We start from the raw sequence: 17657 nt of genomic DNA, 5'->3' as shown, positions 1-17657 counted from the left end.
AAAAGAATAATAACCTTTAGTGGAAAGAAAAAATAAAAATGATCAGATTCGAAAATCTAAGTGTTAAGTTCTCGCATACCGACGCTGAATATACAGCAGTTGACCGCGTTAATCTAACCATTAACAAAGGCGAGTTCTTCGGAATAGTAGGAGCATCTGGAGCAGGTAAATCAACACTGGTTCGTACAGTTAACCTGCTGCAGAAGCCAACCTCAGGTAATGTGTATATCAATGGGGAAAACATCGTAAACTACAGCGGACAGAAGCTTAGAAACCTACGACTAAACATCGGCATGATCTTTCAGCATTTCAACCTGATATCTAATGCTACAGTCTATGACAATATTGCTTTTGCCCTTAAAGCTTCCAGCACTCCAGTTAAGGAAATCCAGAAAAGAGTTCCTGAGCTTTTAGAGCTGGTAGGACTTGCAGATAAGGCGGAATTATTTCCGCCATCATTATCAGGCGGTCAGAAGCAGCGTGTGGCTATTGCCCGCGCTCTAGCAAACAATCCACAGATCCTTCTATGTGATGAGGCAACCTCTGCACTCGACCCTGACAACACCAAGGAAGTGATTCAGACACTGCGTAACATTAAGAATCACTATCCAATCACCATTCTGTTCATCACACATCAGATGGAGGTTGCAAAATCTCTGTTTGACAGAATAGCAGTAATGGAAAAGGGGCGTCTTGTTGAGGTTGCACCTTCCTACACCCTGTTTGCGACTCCACAGTCAGAGGCAGCCAAGGCTCTTATCAGCAGTGATTACAAAAAGGCTGTACCTAAGAAGGTGTTAGAGCAGGAAAAAGATCTTTACATGATCACCTACAAGGAAGAGGGAGCTTTTGATCCTGTTATTTCAGATGTATCAAGAAAGTTCTTAAACACAGATTTATCAATTATCGAAGGCAACATTGAGTACGTGCAGGATAAACCTATAGGAAGACTTCTGATTTCTCTGCGTACCAGAGATGAAAAAGAAAAAGAGTCTGTAATCAGCTATCTGCACAGAAAGACCTTCATAAGCAGATTGGATGCGGAGTAAAAAATGAGCAGTCAGTTACTGGAATCAACTATAAATATTCTTCAGAACGAGTTTTTAAAGTCCATCTATGAAACCGCTCTGATGATCGGAATATCATTTTCATTAAGTCTTATTTTCGGTCTTGCACTTGGCTTTGTTCTATACCTGACCTCAGGTAAGACATTTTTTGAAAAGACCATCAGTCTAAATAAAACAGTATCAGCGTTTATCAACATTATCCGCTCCATACCATTTATTATTCTGGTGGTATTCTCACTGCCTCTAACCTTTATCCTGGTGGGAACCAAAATCGGTCCGATTGCAGCATCTGTACCTTTATCAATCGCAGCCATTGTCTTCTTTGCAAGACTGGTTGAGAGTGCCTTAAAGGAAGTTGATGCAGGTGTAATTGAAGCTGCAATTGCAACAGGAGCCTCTCATTCTCTTATTATCAGAAATGTTCTTCTGGTTGAGGCGGCACCAGCAATTGTCAGAGGTATCACCATAACCTTCATCAATCTTATCGGCTGCTCAGCAATGGCTGGTATGGTCGGTGGCGGCGGTATCGGTAACCTTGCGATCCAGTATGGTTACTATCGATATGAAACCGGTGTAATGATCTTTACTATTGTGGTACTGGTTGTTATCGTACAGTTAGCACAGCTAACCGGTGACAGAATTGCAAAACTGCTGACCCACTAAAAAACAGAATAAGGATACTCATGATTACTCTAAGTGAAAGAACAAAATATTTTACTGATTCGGTCATACGCCGTATGACAAGAATCTGCAATGGCTGCGGAGCTATCAACCTCTCTCAGGGATTCCCTGATAATCCGCCTCCATTTGAAATGACACAGAGTCTATCAGAGATTGCACTTAGCGGACCTCATCAGTATTCAATTACCTTTGGAGCTCAGGACACCAGAGAGGCACTTTCTGCTAAAATCGAGCACTTCTCTGGTCTCAGATATAATCCAGACACTGAGCTCTGTATAACCTGCGGCGGTACTGAAGCCATGATGAGTGCAGTTATGGCAACCTTAAATCCAGGCGATAAGATAGCAATCTTCTCACCTTTTTATGAGAATTACGGTGCCGACGCAATTCTCTGTGGAGCAGAGCCTATATATGTACCGCTGCATACTCCTGACTTCTCATTTGATGAGAAAGAGCTTGAGAAGGCATTTTCACAGGGAGCAAAAGCACTGATCCTGTGTAATCCATCAAATCCAAGCGGTAAGGTATTTACCCGTGATGAGCTTTTAACCATTGCAAAGCTTGTAGAGAAGTACAATGCCTTTGTGATTACCGACGAGGTATATGAGCATATCATTTTCGAGCCTTACACCCACACCTACTTTGCATCACTTGATGGTATGAGAGAGAGAACCATTATGTGTAACTCTCTTTCTAAGACCTACTCTATTACAGGCTGGAGACTTGGTTATGTAGCGGCTCCTCCTGAGGTTATGGACAGAATCAGAAAGGTTCATGATTTTCTTACAGTCGGTGCAGCAGCACCTCTGCAGAAAGCTATCATCAAAGGCCTGACTCTGCCTGATTCATACTACCAGGATGTAAGAGCGCTCTTTACCCACAGAAAGAATCTTTTCTGCGGTGGACTTAAAAAGCTTAACCTTGATTTCTATGAACCTCAGGGAACCTACTTTGTGCTTGTTGATATAAGCTCCTTTGGCTACGACGATGACTATCAGTTCTGTCTTGATCTAGCCAATAAGATTAAAGTCGGTGCAGTGCCTGGTTCTTCATTCTTCAAGGAGAAAGAGAACCGTTATATACGACTGCACTTTGCCAAGTCAGATGAAGTTCTAAACAGTGCATTAAAAAATCTTGAGGATATTCATTTACTAAAAAAATAACTCCGAAAAGCTTATCTATTTTCCAAGGATACACATACCTCGTTCACAACTCCTTATAAGTTCTTCATAAGGAGTTTTTTTTAACACATATAAATATCAGCTATAACTAACCATAAAAATATAGTATTAGACAGATTCTGTATATTTTATAAAATGCTACATATCATTTACGGATATAGTTCTTTTCTATAAAAAGAAGATTTATCCAATAATTATTACAAATAAACATACTATAAAGAATAGCTATATAAAGTTATAGCAAATAACTATAAGGTTCGAGATATGTACGAGATTTTATGGCACGGACGAGGTGGACAGGGAGCTTTTACTGCAGCAAAACTTCTATCTGCAGCCTGGACCTTCAAAGCCGATGAGAACAAGGCGCTAGCCTTCCCTTCTTTCGGTCCGGAAAGACGAGGCGCCCCTGTCAGAGCCTTCTCAAGACTTGGAAGTGGTTCTTTAGGTGATCGCTCTCAGATAAAGAAAGCAGACTATGTTGTCTTTCTGGATGACACTCTTTTCGATGAACATGCATATGAGGAATTAAAGGAAAACGGAAAGATCATTCTCTGCACAAAAGAGAAAGTAAATGACGCTCGTGTTCTATGCATCGACGGACAGAAGATTGCTCTTGATATTTTAAAAAGACCTATTACCAATACAGTTGTTCTGGGAGCTCTTCTAAAGGTCTTTCATGCCATAAAGATCGAAGATTTAAAGCCAGCAGTACAGAAGCTTATGTCACCAAAAATCGCAGATATCAACCTTGAGGCAATCAGATTTGCCTATGAGGAGGCGGTCTGATGATTTCAGATGTTAATGAAAAGGATTTTACATCCTTAAAAAACATACCCTTTGCACCGGCTTACAAACACACTCTGGTTAGTGTAAACAGCGGATTTAGAACAGAAAAACCAGTATGCAACAGGGAAAAATGTAACGGCTGTTTTCTGTGCTATCTGTACTGTCCTGACGGAGTCATAAGCAAGGATGGGGAAAGTATCAAGATAGATTATGACTACTGCAAGGGATGCGGTATCTGTCAGAAGATCTGCCGCAAGGACGCAATTCATATGGAGAAGGAAAGATAATGACCAAGGAGTTTCTCTCAGGAAATGAGGCATTTGCCTATGGAGTAAAGCTCTCCAGGCCACATGTTATCTCAGCCTATCCAATAACACCTCAGACAACGGTTGTGGAAAAGCTTGCAACTCTGGTTGAAAGAGGTGAATTAAAAGCGGATTTCATCCATGTTGAGTCAGAGCATTCAGCTTTATCAGCTGCCATTGGAGCAAGTGCTGTGGGAGCAAGAACCTTTACAGCAACCTCTTCACAGGGACTTCTGTATATGGCTGAATGCCTTCCTTACGCAGCAGGAGGCAGATTTCCGATTGTAATGATGAATGCAAACCGTTCCACTGCGCTGCCATGGAATATCTACGGTGATCAGAGAGATTCTCTGACACTTCTGGATTCTGGCTGGATTCAGTCCTATGCAAAGGATGCCCAGGAGGCTTTAGATCTGGCTTTAATGAGTTTCTATATTGCAGAGGATAAACGTGTAGCAACACCTGTAATGGTAAACCTTGATGGCTTTACTCTGACTCATACATATGAGGCAGTTGAGGTTCCATCAGATGATGATGCGGAGGGATTTCTTCCTGATTATGAAACAGATAACAAGCTCTCACTTGAAGAACCAAAGAATATGGCCTTCACTGCAGGACCAGATACCAACACCGAATTCAAATATAAGGAACATCTGGGCGTACTTGCAGCAAGGGATGTCATTTCAGAGTGTGAAGGACGTTTTGAAAAGTACTTCGGACGTAAGTACACAGGACTTGTGGAACAGTACCGTACAGAGGACGCTGAATACATAATCATCACCCTTGGCACACTGTACAAGAGTGTCTGCGAATGTGTGGATAAGCTCCGCGACAGGAATCAGAAGGTTGGATGTCTGAGACTGAGATACCTAAGACCATTCCCTAAGGCGGAGCTGATTGAGGCTCTGAAGGGAGTTAAAGCTGTAGGAGTTCTGGAGAAAGATATCTCCTTTGGCAATGAAGGTACAGTTTACACAAATGTCTGCTCAGCACTGCAGCAGAGCGGTTTTAATCAGCCATGCTCCAACTATATAGCCGGACTTGGCGGCAGAGATGTTCCCCTCTCTGATATTGAAGAGATCTTTTCAGATCTTAAAAGGGAACAGAACGGTGTCCATTTTGTAGGACTTGAGGAATAACCATGAGCGTTAATGTAAATACACTTCGAGAAGATGAATACTTCTTCGGTCACAAGGCATGTGCCGGCTGTGGCGGTGCACTGGCAGTGAGAATCGCGCTCAAGGTTATCGGACCTAATGCCATTGCAACCATACCTGCAGGATGTATGTCAGCTGTCGGTTTTAACTTTCCTCAGCTGTGCTTTAAGAACAATGCCATCATTTCAACCTTTGCAGGAACTGCATCAATGATGACAGGAATTGAGGCAGGTCTTAAGGCTCTTGGAAAAAAAGATTACAAGGTGGTTGGTTTCGCCGGAGACGGCGGTACAGCTGATATCGGAATTCAGGCACTTTCAGGTGCCATCGACAGAAACGACGACGTGCTTTATATCTGCTATGACAATGAAGCCTATATGAATACCGGTATTCAGAAAAGCTCACTGACACCTTTCGGTGCCAGAACAACAACCACACCGGCAGGAAGGAATATTAAGGGAAATCAGAAGGTTAAGAAGAATATGTTTGAAATTGTGGCAGCACACGGGATCCGCTACTGCGCCACAGCAAGCATCGGATACCTTCAGGATTTCATGAACAAGGTGGAGAAAGCTGCCTCTATCAAAGGCACTTCCTACATACATGTACTGGCTCCATGTCCAACCGGCTGGGGAATTAAGACCGACGAATGTGTAGAGGTTGCAAAAGAGGTTGTGGACTGCGGACTGTGGTACCTGGCTGAGTATGAGCACGGAATCTACAGACTGAATAGAAGACCACGTGAGTTTACTGATGTTGCTCACTACATCAGACGTCAGGATAGATTCAAGCATCTGACTGACACTGAAATTAAAGAGATTGCGCTTCAGAGAGATGCCAAATGGCAGCTTCTGGATAAACAGTACTTTTCAAAATAAATTAAATAAACAAGAGGATATATAAAATGCCTATCAACGACACTAAATATTGGAACGAGGAACTTGAAACCATTTCACGTGAGGACCTCGAAAAACAGCAGTTAAAGGATCTTAAGAAGATCGTTAAATATGCCTATGACAACTCTCCATACTACAAGAGAGCTTTTGATCAGGCTGGAGTTAAGCCAGAGGATATCGTAACCTTAAAGGATATCGAGAAATTCCCATTCATGGACAAAAAGACCCAGCGTGATACTCAGGGTAAGGGGTCTTTCCTGGGTGAGCTGTGTGCTGTACCGGAGAATGATGTTGTATTCATTTCAACATCATCAGGTTCAACCGGTGTTCCTACCATCTCTCCATTCACTCAGAAGGACTTTGATGAGTTCCAGGAGACTGAGGCCCGCTGGTTCTGGCAGGTTGGTGTAAGACCAAATGACCGTTATGTACATGCACTGAATTTCTCACTGTACGTTGGTGGACCTGATGTTATCGGAGCTCAGAAAACCGGTGCACTGTGCATCTGGGGTGGTACCCTGCCATCAGAAAGACTTCTGTGGGTACTGCAGAACTATAAGCCAACAGTAATCTGGACTTCTCCATCATATGCATGGCAGTTAGGTGAAAAGGCCTTAAAGAACGGAATTGATCCTAAGAAGGATTTAAACATCAAGAAGATAATCGTCGCTGGCGAGCTAGGCGGTTCAATCAACGAAACCCGCAAGGCTATCGAGGAACTGTGGGGAGCTGAGGTTTACGACTTCTACGGTCTGTCAGACATCTTTGGTGCCTGCGCTGCAATGTGTGAATACAAGGATGGTCTGCATATTGCCGAGAATCATATTCTGGTTGAGACAGTTGATCCTCAGACTGGTAAAGTGCTGCCACCTGGTTCAAAGGGAGAGTTCGTATTCACAACACTGCGTAAGCATGCCCGTCCGCTGATCCGTTTTAGAACCGGTGATATCGGCTGGATTGATACCTCAAAGTGCAAGTGTGGCAGAACCCATGGCAGAATTCATGTTCTTGGCCGTAAGGATGACATGTTCATTGTAAGTGCTGTTAACGTCTTCCCATCAGACGTTGAAGCTGGTATCAGAAGTATCCCAGGTCTGACCGGTGAATACCGCATCAGAATCTATGATCAGGATTTCACCTGCAAGTATGCAGTTGAGGTTGAGAAGAAGGCTGAAAACGATCAGAGTGATGCAGAAGTAATCAACACTGTAGCAAATACTCTGAAAGCCAGAATCGGTGTAAAACCAGCAAATGTAGTTGTGCACAGGGATGGCGATCTGAATACACGTTCTGAGCACAAATCAAAGCGTGTTATTGATGAACGTGAGCACAAGCTGGCTTCTTAAAGCCTGATTTCAGGGCACTGGAGGGAACATCCCCAGTGCTCTTTTAAGCCCCAAAAAAGGGAGTTTTCAAAAAAAATTGTTATTTTTTATAAAAACTACTTTATTTCATTTTTCTGTTGTTGTATAAATAAATTAGACAAAGGGAAAATTTTACTATGACAAATTTACGTTTACATAGCAACATAGAGAGCACAGACATCAGTCTGCGTACCTATACCTTTGTTTTCTCTCCAAAGAACCTATCTTTATACTGTTGTAACTGTTGTTGTTAAAAAAAGCAGCTAATACACAGGCTTAGACTTATCTTAAGTCAATTTACATCAAAGCAGAAAGCTTTGATTACCAAAATAAAATCGACACAGAAAGTGGGATTAAAAAATGACAACATATCAGGGCAGCGTTACAGCCAGAATTTGCGCGTGGGCTAGAGCCTATTACTCAAAAAGCGAAAATCAACCAGTTTTTAATGATTACCTTGCAGAGAAAATCATCGAGGATGACAAGAAGCTACTTCTGAATCTGATCCTGAAAAAACGCAGACAGGAGCATGGAGTATTCAAAAAGAACGTCCTTGATCTGATTCTTCCGATTCCTGTTTCAAGAAGTATCTTTGCTGAACATGAATTTCTTGATTTCAAAAAGAAAAATCCTTCAGCTCAGTATCTGATTCTGGGAGCCGGTCTTGATACCTTTGCCTGGAGAGATACTTCTGATAAGACAAGCTACTTCGAAGTTGATCATCCATTCTTCCAGAGCATCAAAAAGCAGAGAATAAAAAATCTGCATCTTGAAAACAGAGCTATCTTTGTTCCAGTTGATTTCAGAACAGATTCTCTTAAGGAAAAGCTTAAGCAGGCAGGTTTTGACAGCAGCAGGCCAACCTTTGTTACCATCATGGGGTTATCTTACTACCTCAATTTCTCAACCTTCATCTCTACACTCAAGGATATTCTTGAGCTTTCATCAAAACTTACTGTTCTCTTTGATTTTTATGAAGAAAAGTCATTATCAGATACCGACAGACGTTTTGAAGAACTTAAGAATCTGACAAGTTATGTTGGTGAACCAATGAGCGATGGCTACAAGTCCTCAAGTGTTGTAAACACTCTTGAACAGCTGGGATTTGCTGTAAATCATCTAACACCTTATGAAATAAAGGAAAAATTCCTCTCCGGTCAGATAAAAAAAATTAAGGCCTATGACAACGTACATTTTATAAAAGCAGAAAAACTATAAGGAAACTTACCATGAAACACTATTCACATATTGAGACATCATTTATCCACGGCGGTATCAGCACTGATGAACATACAGGCGCAGTAAACGTACCTATTTATCAGACATCAACCTATGCTCAGAAGAATATCGGTGGAGAAGTTAAGTGGGAATACTCAAGAACAGGAAATCCAACCAGAGCAGCTCTGGAGAGTCTGATTGCAGAGCTTGAAGGAGGAGATGCCGGCTTTGCTTTCGGCTCAGGAATGGCTGCACTTACAGCTGTAATCTCACTTTTTAAAACCGGAGATAAAATCCTGATTTCATCAAATGTGTACGGTGGAACATACCGAGTTTTAGACAAAATCTTCTCAAATTTCGGTATTACCTATGAGATAACAGATACAACCAGGGAAAGTGCTTTTGAAAAGGCTATTACTCCTGATGTAAAGGCAGTGATTATTGAAACTCCAGCCAATCCGCTGTTAACAGTTACTGATCTCGAGGCTATAGCCAGAATAGCTCATAAACATAATCTTGTGGCAATTGCAGATAACACATTCATGACTCCTTACCTGCAGAGACCTCTTGAGTTCGGTTTCGATATCGTTGTTCACAGTGCAACAAAATATTTAGGAGGTCACTCTGATGTAGTAGCAGGTCTAGTCGTAACAAGTAAACCTGAGCATTCAAAACAGATTGCTTTCATCCAGAATGCTACCGGTGGAGTTGCAGGTCCATTTGACTCCTTCCTGATGATAAGAGGTATCAAGACTCTGGCAGTCCGTATGGACAGACATGCGCAGAATGCCCATGATATTGCTGAATACCTGCAGTTAAACAGTGATGTGAAGACTGTTTACTATCCAGGACTTACAAGTTTTAAAGGTCATGATATCCACAAAAAACAGGCAAAAAACGGTGGAGCCATGATCTCATTTGAGCTGACAGAGAATCATGACATCAGAAAATTCTTTGGAAGCCTAAAACTTATTACTCTTGCTGAAAGCCTTGGCGGTGTTGAATCACTGGTATGCCATCCTGCCTCAATGACACATGCTTCAATTCCTAGAGATCTAAGAGTGAAACTTGGAATTACAGATAATCTGATAAGACTGTCAGTAGGCATCGAGAATGCTTCAGATCTTATCTCAGACATCAAACAGGCAATCGAAAACAGCAGAATTTAGGAGTAAAAAATGTTTTATTACAATTCAATAAAAGATCTAATCGGCAACACTCCACTGGTAAAACTTAACCAGGTTGTAAACAGTGATTCTGTGAATCTGTTTGCCAAGCTTGAACTCTACAATCCTGGCGGCTCAGTCAAAGATCGTACCGGTACTTACATGATTGCAGATCTTGAAAGAAAGAAGCTTCTAAAAAAAGGAGGCACCATTATTGAGGCTACCGCAGGAAATACCGGTCTGGGCATAGCCATGGCAGCACTGAACAAAGGTTATAAGATTATCTTTGTAGTACCTGAGAAATTCTCTGAAGAAAAGCAGATCCTGATGAAAGCGCTTGGTGCAGAGATTATCAGCTCTCCTCGCGAGGAAGGAATGCTTGGTGCATCAAGACGTGCAGAGGAGCTGAGAGCAAAGATACCTGATTCAGTAACTCTTAATCAGTTTGGAAACATGTCAAATCCTCTGGCCCATTATGAGACTACCGGTCCTGAAATATACAAGGCACTGGACGGACAGATCGATTATGTCGTAGCAGGAGCAGGCTCTGGCGGAACCTATAGCGGTGTGCTTAAGTATCTAAAAGAACAGAATCCTGATATCAAGGGAATCCTTGCTGATCCATACGGCTCTACCATGGGTGGCGGCGAACATCATGACTACAATATCGAAGGTATCGGAAACGACTTCATTGCTGATACCATGGATATCAAGCTGGTTGACGAGGTGATCAAGATTTCAGATGACGATGCATTTGAAGCATCAAAACTTCTGGCAAGAAAAGAGGGAATCTTTGCAGGTTCATCATCAGGAGCCGCTCTAAGTGCCTCACTTAAGCTAATCCAGAAGGGGGTAAAGGGAAACATCGTCACCATCTTCCCGGATCGCGGTGACAGATATTTCTCAAAGGGCTTATATAACTAGTTTTTGTTCTTCACATATTTGTTCATGGTTGGTAGAGCGGCTTCTCTGATAATTCAGGCCCGGAGACAAAAGTCGTTCTACCTTTTTTACAGGTTCTTCTCGCTTACGAGTTGAAGCCGTATTTTATACTGCACTTTTTCATGCAGAACCATGTCAGAACAAGAGAGCTTATCTCAGCTACCACAATAGCCAGCCAGATACCGTTGGCTCCAATCAGTAAAGGCAGTATCAGAATTGCACCTATCTCAAAGATAAAGGTTCTGAAAATTGAAATAACTGCTGAGACCACACCGTTGTTAAGCGCTGTAAAGAAAGCCGATCCGAAAATTGCAATTCCGCTGAACAGGAAAGATACAGCATAAAGCTTTAAGGCATGAGATGTCAGATAGCACAGCTCCTCGTCATAACCAACAAAAATCGAAGCTAGGAAATCAGAGAATACCTCAGACACCAGAACAATAACGGCACCGCCGATTAGCACAAGCTTTAATGCTCTAACCAGAATCATCTTCAGCATCTGTTTTCTTCTGGCACCAAAGTTATAGCTGAATATCGGTGCACTGCCGGTAGCAAAGCCATAGAATGCAGCAGTAAACAGGAAGCTCAGATACATGATTACGCCAAAGGCGGCCACACCATTGTCTCCGTATGTTCTCAGAAGCTGGAAGTTATAAACAATGGTAACCACACTTACCGCGATATTGGTAACCATCTCTGACATACCGTTGAAGCAGGACTGAGTCAGAACCTTAAGATCAAACTCAGGATTTCTTGATAATGACAGAAGTGAATCGTTCTCTCTTGAAAAATAGATAAGAGCAACCATAACACTTATCACCTGACTTAGAACAGTTGCTATAGCCGCACCTTTAAGCCCCATATGAAAAACAATGATGAACAGAGGATCAAGCACCATGTTCAGTACACCGCCTAAAAGAGTGATGCAGAAGCCAAGCTTTGGCTTTTCTGCTGTCACAAAGAATCCCTGAAGAGAGAAGGACAGAATAAAGAACGGTGTAGACAGAAACAGATAATCTGCATACATTGTTGCGTAATACAGCAGTTCTCCCTGAGCACCAAGCATTCTTGAGAGAGTCTCAGAGAAGAAAAAGCAGACAATTCCAAAGACAGAACCAAGTCCTAGCATGGAATAGATGAACATAGAAAAATAGGAGTTGGCCTTTTCTCTGTCACCTTTTCCAAGACAGATGCCAACAAGTGCATTGCCACCTGAACCAATCATAAGTCCTATAGCAGCAGCAATAGGAAACAGAGGATAAATAAGATTTACCGCTGCAAAAGGGACCTTGCCCACAAAATTCGAGACAAAGAAACCGTCCACCATTGTATAGATGGATGTAAATACCATCATGGCGACAGCGGGGAAAGTAAAGACAATAAGTTTATGAAAATCAAAGTTATCAGACAAATGTATTCGCATAGAAAGCTCACCTGAGCTCTCAAAAAGAACTTATTGCAGCCCGATTTTAACTGTGACGAAGAGACAGTTCCCCTGAGGAATCACGGGATTTCTCTTAAGGTTTAATGGTCAGGATATTTTATATGAGAAATATTTTGAGTTTATAGAGTGTTTTTTTCCACTTTATAATCAGGCTAAATGAGTTCTTTTTGAAAACTTCTTGTTTTAAAAAATATTTCTAACCTATTTATAAGGCTAGATTCCAAATTGGCTTTTATCAAAATTAATGCTTATGGAAGATGATCCTTTTCTCACCGGCAGAATTTTGAGCATGTGAAAGATCACAGAGCCAATTTTTTTGTTTGGAAAAAAAACACAACATCTCCTTGTATGTTTCCATTAATGACAAACGCGTTTTTTACGTCATGCCTTTCATATCAAGCGAGAGCAGAAGTATTAAAAGAACAGAAAGTTTGAACTATTTCTCATTATAAATTAATTTTTTTCTTAAAATATCACTTTGATTTTAAAGATAATTGCTTATTTAAAGATTAGATTAATCCTTTTTAATAGAAAATTAGTGATCCCTATACTATCTTTATTTGAAACGTCACCTAAACTTAAAAGCAGACACTTGTTATGGAGGGTGTATGGCTAAAAAACCAAAGATTATTGGCAGCAATGATATTATGTTATCTCTATGCCAGAGTGTTTCTTCTGTTTTAACTTCAGCAACTGGTAAAAAAACCGACTTTGTTCCGCTGATTCAGAAAATCTCTAAAACTGTTCTGACTCCAGATATCGGTACCTTCGTTATGTTTACCGGTTCCTTCTCAGGTATGGTGGTTATCAATTTCCCTAAAGAAACCGCAATGGAGCTATACAAAGCCTATCTGAGCAACATGGGTCTGCCTGAGTCTGAAATGGCTAAGAACTACACACAGGACGAGGTAAGTAATTCACTTGGTGAGTTAATGAACCAGATTATTGGTGATTTTACTCGTTGTGTTAGCGAAAGTTTGCACATTAGGATCGACCAATCACAACCAAAAATGTTAGTATTACCACGTGAAGTTCAGATTAATATTTCTGTTGATCTGGATAATCCTATTTACGGCAAGGTAACATTCAATACTGAAGCAGGAAATGTATTCTATGTTGAACTTGCTATGGATGATACTACATTTACTGCTATTCGTGATTTTGAGACCAAGAGTGTAGAGTCTCCTGATGACATTTTGGAGCAGTATAAAGTTTAACGATATTTAGATAATTATTTCATGACAGATACTATCAAAAAAGCTGTCTTAGATTTTAGAAAAACCAAATTTGTAACCAGCGCACCAGATATTTCGAAACTGCCGGAGGATCTGGGCGCTGAAATTGCTATTATTGGTAGATCTAATTCAGGCAAATCTTCATCAATTAACGCTATTTGCGATCAGAAAAATCTAGCCAAAACCAGTAGAACCCCAGGTCGTACCCGACTGATTAATCTTTTTACGGTTACAGACAAGAAGTATCTTGTAGATCTTCCTGGATACGGTTATGCTCAGGTTCCGGAAAACATGAAAAGACAGTGGCAGAAATCCATGACAGACTATCTTCAGCAGAGAAAGAGTCTTTGCGGCATTGTGGTTACCATGGATATTAGAACACCACTTCGAGATCATGACCGCATGATCATCGACTGGTCTATTGCATCTAATCTGCCAGCCCTTATACTGCTGACCAAGGCAGATAAGTTTGGTGTCAATAAACGCAAGGAAATGGTAGGTGAAGTCAGAACCGCTCTTTCAGAGTTTGGTGGCAACTTCAAGATTATCGCTTTCTCTGCACTTAAAAAGATTGGCATTGACGAAACCAGAGAAGTATTAAAGAACTGGTTCGATCTTGCACACACAGACAACGAATAAATAAAGACATTATGAAAAAAGGAACTCTCTACATCGTGTCAGCTCCATCAGGAGCAGGCAAATCATCATTAATTGACTCCATTTTAAAGAGATTCAATCTTGATGATTCATTAAGACTTTCTGTATCTCATACCACACGTCAGCCAAGACCTGGCGAGGTTGATCATGTAAGCTATCACTTCGTTTCAAATGAAGAGTTTGAGGCTCTGATTGCTCGAGGCGCCTTCTATGAGTATGCTCATGTGTTTGATCACTATTACGGAACCTCAAAGGAAATTGTTGAACAGTGGCTTAATGAAGGCAAGGATGTGCTTTTGGACATCGACTGGCAGGGAGCAAGACAGATTAGAGAACAGACTCCAGATGCCAAGGGAATCTTTATTATTCCGCCTTCACTTGAAGAACTGCATCGCAGACTTGTAAGCCGAGCAACCGATGCGCCTGAAGTTATCGAGAAGAGAATGAACAAGGCTATAGGCGAGATTTCTCATTACGATGAATACGACTATGTCATCATCAATGATGATTTTGAGGAAAGTGTTCTGAATATGAGGTCAATAATTCTGGCTAACAGAGCCAAACTCGATAAAAAGAAGGAAGAAATATCAAAACTTTTTGATTTGAACAAAAACTAATTTGCTTGAATTGGGATTTTTTAGTGTATAATTGAGCCTGCTTTGTCGCTGGTAAAAGCAGGTCTTGTCTTCTAAGCTCCAAAAATACTAAAGAAAAGAGCTCAATGTCACATTGGGATTGAGTATTTTTTGACTTAAAAAAGATATAGTTATACTGTTTTTTCTTCAGTTTAATTTTTTTGTCTTTACCAGAAACAAAATTATCACCCGCATAGTGCAATTGTGATAATAAAGGTCAATACACCGCATAAGGATGTCTAATATATTGTATTAGACTATTTATCGGTATAGAATTTTCATATGAAGTAAGTAAAAGGCTTTGTAAAGATAAGGACCTCGGTTTATCTTCATATAAAAATGAAAAGTAAAGACAGACTTTAATCGTTTTAAAGGTACAGATTATGGCAAGAGTTACCGTTGAAGATGCTGTAAAGAAAGTTGGTAATCGTTTTGATTTAATTCTTCTTGCAGCCCGCCGTGCACGTCAGATTGCTTCAGGAAGCAATCCACTTGTAGAGGAAGATAAGGATAAGCCAACCGTAATTGCTCTTCGTGAAATCGAAGAAGGCTTAATTACTAAAGAATTCTTAGACAAGCAGGATAGAAAAGACCACTTACGTGATTCTTCTGTTCACCCTGCTGATAACGAATTTGCTCCTATTGATGGCGTAGAGATGTTTAGCTAATAGGAGCTCTCTATGGGGGAAGATAAGTGCTTTATTCCTAAATGTGAAGGTACAACTCCATTAGACCAAGCTTTATCTTCTCCTAACTTTCCTTATTATGAGCATCTAAGAGCACAGCTCTGCTCATACCTTCCACAAAACCTCATAGATCAGATTGACCGATGTTTCTTCGTGGCTGATTTTGCCCATAAGGATCAGAAACGAGCATCAGGTGAACCTTATATTATTCATCCTATCGCTGTAGCGACAGTTATAGCCCAGCTGCATCTTGATGTAGAATCCATTGAGGCTGCCCTTCTGCATGACGTGGTTGAAGATACCATGGTTACAGAGCAGATGATTGAGGATGAATTCGGAGCAAATGTCAGAGCTTTAGTACAGGGCGTAACCAAACTGGATAAACTACGCTTTCAGGACTACAAAGAAGCTCAGATGGAAAACTTTAGAAAAATGATTCTGGCTATGACCAAAGATATCAGAGTTATTCTTCTAAAGCTTGCAGACAGAACCCATAATATGAGAACTCTTGGTGCGCTAAGACCAGACAAGCGCATCAGAATTGCAAAGGAAACTCTGGATGTCTTTGTTCCTATTGCAAACAGACTGGGTATATCCGAGATCCGCCAGGAACTCGAAGAGCTCTGCATGGCATCTATCTATCCTACAAGATACAGAGTATTAAAGGCTGCTGTTACCAGAGCAAGAAACAACCGTAAAGAGGTTGTTACCAGTATGCTTACTGCCATTAAAAACCGCCTTAAAGAATCAAATATCGAGGCAAGAGTTTTAGGCAGAGAAAAGAGACTGTACTCCATATACCGCAAAATGGTTCAGAAAGAACTTCAGTTCAGCGAAATTATGGATGTATACGGCTTTAGAATCATTCTGAAGGATGTTGATACCTGTTATCGTGTTCTAGGACAGATGCATAATCTGTTTAAACCACGTCCAAACGGCTTTAAGGATTATATTGCAATTCCTAAGCTCAACGGCTACCAGTCTCTTCACACCTCTCTAATCGGACCTCACGGTGTTCCTATTGAGGTTCAGATCCGTACAGAGTTTATGGATCAGATGGCTGCAAGAGGTGTTGCCGCACACTGGGCTTACAAAGAGAGTGGTTCAAAGGCTGTATCAACAGCATCTCAGAAGAATGCACAGGACTGGATTAAGAATCTGATTGATCTGCAGCAGAGTGCAGGTTCCTCACTGGAATTTGTGGAAGATGTAAAAACCGATTTATTCCCGGATTCAATCTTCGTTTTTACTCCGGACGGTACTATCTACAATCTGCCTAAGGGCGCTACCCCTGTAGACTTTGCCTATGCGCTGCACACCGATATCGGTCACCACTGTATCGGTGCAAGAGTAAATCACCACGTCTTCCCTCTATCAAGAAGCCTGCAGTCAGGTCAGTCAGTTGAGATTATTACCTCATCATCAGCCTGCCCTAATGCTATCTGGTTATCTACAGTTGTAACCTCAAGAGCTCGTTCATCCATCAGACAGTATCTGAAGGGACTGCGTTCTCAGGAATGTCAGCTCATCGGTCGCCGTCTGCTACAGAACGCTCTAAGACCTACAAGAATCGAGTCTCTATCCGAGGAACAGATCAAGAGTATTGTCGAGAACTTCAACGAGCCTAATATCGAAACACTGTTTACCGATATTGCCATGGGTAATATTCTTACCGTTGCTGTGGTTAAGTTCCTTGATCCAGACTCACACAAGCACCACGAGCTTCCGGTCAAGGGAACAGGCGGTATGCCATTTACCTATGCTCAGTGCTGTATGCCTATTCCAGGCGACAAGATTATCGCCCATATTGCTCAGGGTAGAGGTATTGTTATCCACAATATCAACTGTAAGAATTTAAGAGAGAACGAAAGAGGTCCAGGCAAGTCACTGAATGTAAGCTGGAATCTTCCGGTTACCGCCAATATGGACTTTAAGACCAGTCTCTTCATTGAACTTGAGAACAGACAGGGTATTCTCTCAGAGATTTCCAATGCTATTGATATTGCCGGCTCAAGAATCGAGAGTATCAATTCAGATCTCAAGGATGAAAAGACCTTCCTGATAAATCTTATTATTACTGTTAGAGACAGACTCCACCTGGCAGCTGTACTCAGAAGAGTAAAAGCAGTACCAAATGTGATCACTATCTATCGCAGACGATAGAATCATTTGATATCACTTGGAATTTCGCTATATTCTATTAATAAGCGGGAAATTATTTAGCGAAATCCGAGTCC

Annotated in this window: 17 protein-coding genes; 16 read left to right on the top strand and 1 reads right to left on the bottom strand. The window is 41.2% G+C overall.

The window, feature by feature from the left end:
• Positions 1–38 precede the first annotated feature (38 nt).
• From B5D46_RS01050 to B5D46_RS01000, 11 genes are all read left to right on the top strand, one after another.
• Entirely contained in the window at positions 39–1049 is a 1011-nt protein-coding gene (locus B5D46_RS01050) for a methionine ABC transporter ATP-binding protein (protein WP_078927835.1), read from the top strand.
• Positions 1050–1052: 3 nt separating this feature from the next.
• Positions 1053–1730, top strand: coding sequence for a methionine ABC transporter permease (locus tag B5D46_RS01045; RefSeq protein ID WP_200804997.1), 678 nt, complete (start codon positions 1053–1055; stop codon positions 1728–1730).
• Between the two features lie 20 nt (positions 1731–1750).
• Positions 1751–2911, top strand: coding sequence for a pyridoxal phosphate-dependent aminotransferase (locus B5D46_RS01040; RefSeq protein ID WP_078927834.1), 1161 nt, complete (start codon positions 1751–1753; stop codon positions 2909–2911).
• A gap of 282 nt (positions 2912–3193) precedes the next feature.
• Positions 3194–3715, top strand: a complete 522-nt coding sequence (locus tag B5D46_RS01035; protein ID WP_078927833.1) for a 2-oxoacid:acceptor oxidoreductase family protein — start codon at positions 3194–3196, stop codon at positions 3713–3715.
• Positions 3715–4002, top strand: coding sequence for a 4Fe-4S binding protein (locus tag B5D46_RS01030; protein WP_051639304.1), 288 nt, complete (start codon positions 3715–3717; stop codon positions 4000–4002). Before B5D46_RS01035 ends, B5D46_RS01030 begins: the two co-directional genes overlap by 1 nt.
• Positions 4002–5159 (top strand): pyruvate ferredoxin oxidoreductase, encoded by a 1158-nt coding sequence (porA, locus tag B5D46_RS01025; RefSeq protein ID WP_078927832.1) that lies wholly within the window; start codon positions 4002–4004, stop codon positions 5157–5159. The genes B5D46_RS01030 and porA overlap by 1 nt, the downstream gene beginning before the upstream one ends.
• A 2-nt stretch (positions 5160–5161) precedes the next feature.
• Entirely contained in the window at positions 5162–6055 is an 894-nt protein-coding gene (locus B5D46_RS01020) for a thiamine pyrophosphate-dependent enzyme (protein ID WP_078927831.1), read from the top strand.
• Between the two features lie 26 nt (positions 6056–6081).
• A complete protein-coding gene (locus tag B5D46_RS01015; protein ID WP_078927830.1) occupies positions 6082–7419 on the top strand; it encodes a phenylacetate--CoA ligase family protein in 1338 nt (445 codons plus the stop codon).
• Positions 7420–7797: 378 nt separating this feature from the next.
• On the top strand, positions 7798–8655 hold the full coding sequence (locus B5D46_RS01010) for a class I SAM-dependent methyltransferase (RefSeq protein ID WP_078927829.1): 858 nt from the start codon (positions 7798–7800) through the stop codon (positions 8653–8655).
• Between the two features lie 11 nt (positions 8656–8666).
• Positions 8667–9824, top strand: coding sequence for a trans-sulfuration enzyme family protein (locus tag B5D46_RS01005; RefSeq protein ID WP_078927828.1), 1158 nt, complete (start codon positions 8667–8669; stop codon positions 9822–9824).
• A gap of 9 nt (positions 9825–9833) precedes the next feature.
• Positions 9834–10745 (top strand): PLP-dependent cysteine synthase family protein, encoded by a 912-nt coding sequence (locus B5D46_RS01000; protein WP_078927827.1) that lies wholly within the window; start codon positions 9834–9836, stop codon positions 10743–10745.
• A 103-nt stretch (positions 10746–10848) separates the two neighbouring features.
• Here the strand turns inward: B5D46_RS01000 and B5D46_RS00995 are convergent, their stop codons facing one another.
• On the bottom strand, positions 10849–12186 hold the full coding sequence (locus B5D46_RS00995; protein ID WP_078927826.1) for an MATE family efflux transporter: 1338 nt from the start codon (positions 12184–12186) through the stop codon (positions 10849–10851).
• Positions 12187–12815: 629 nt separating this feature from the next.
• On the opposite strand from B5D46_RS00995, the gene B5D46_RS00990 reads away from it, so the two are divergent.
• From B5D46_RS00990 to spoT, 5 genes are all read left to right on the top strand, one after another.
• Entirely contained in the window at positions 12816–13424 is a 609-nt protein-coding gene (locus B5D46_RS00990) for a DUF3334 family protein (RefSeq protein WP_078927825.1), read from the top strand.
• A gap of 33 nt (positions 13425–13457) precedes the next feature.
• Positions 13458–14081, top strand: coding sequence for a ribosome biogenesis GTP-binding protein YihA/YsxC (gene yihA, locus B5D46_RS00985; protein WP_412556284.1), 624 nt, complete (start codon positions 13458–13460; stop codon positions 14079–14081).
• Between the two features lie 8 nt (positions 14082–14089).
• Positions 14090–14716: a guanylate kinase gene (gene gmk, locus B5D46_RS00980; RefSeq protein ID WP_231475259.1), complete on the top strand. Its 627-nt coding sequence runs from the start codon at positions 14090–14092 to the stop codon at positions 14714–14716.
• A 401-nt stretch (positions 14717–15117) separates the two neighbouring features.
• The gene (gene rpoZ / locus B5D46_RS00975) at positions 15118–15402 is read left to right on the top strand and encodes a DNA-directed RNA polymerase subunit omega (protein WP_031491528.1); all 285 of its coding nucleotides are present in this window, start codon (positions 15118–15120) and stop codon (positions 15400–15402) included.
• 12 nt (positions 15403–15414) lie between these two features.
• Positions 15415–17583: a bifunctional GTP diphosphokinase/guanosine-3',5'-bis pyrophosphate 3'-pyrophosphohydrolase gene (spoT, locus tag B5D46_RS00970; RefSeq protein ID WP_078927824.1), complete on the top strand. Its 2169-nt coding sequence runs from the start codon at positions 15415–15417 to the stop codon at positions 17581–17583.
• The last annotated feature ends 74 nt before the right edge of the window (positions 17584–17657 follow it).

Source organism: Succinivibrio dextrinosolvens DSM 3072, assembly GCF_900167015.1.
GTDB lineage: Bacteria > Pseudomonadota > Gammaproteobacteria > Enterobacterales > Succinivibrionaceae > Succinivibrio > Succinivibrio dextrinosolvens.
This window is presented reverse-complemented; position numbering and strand designations above follow the sequence as displayed.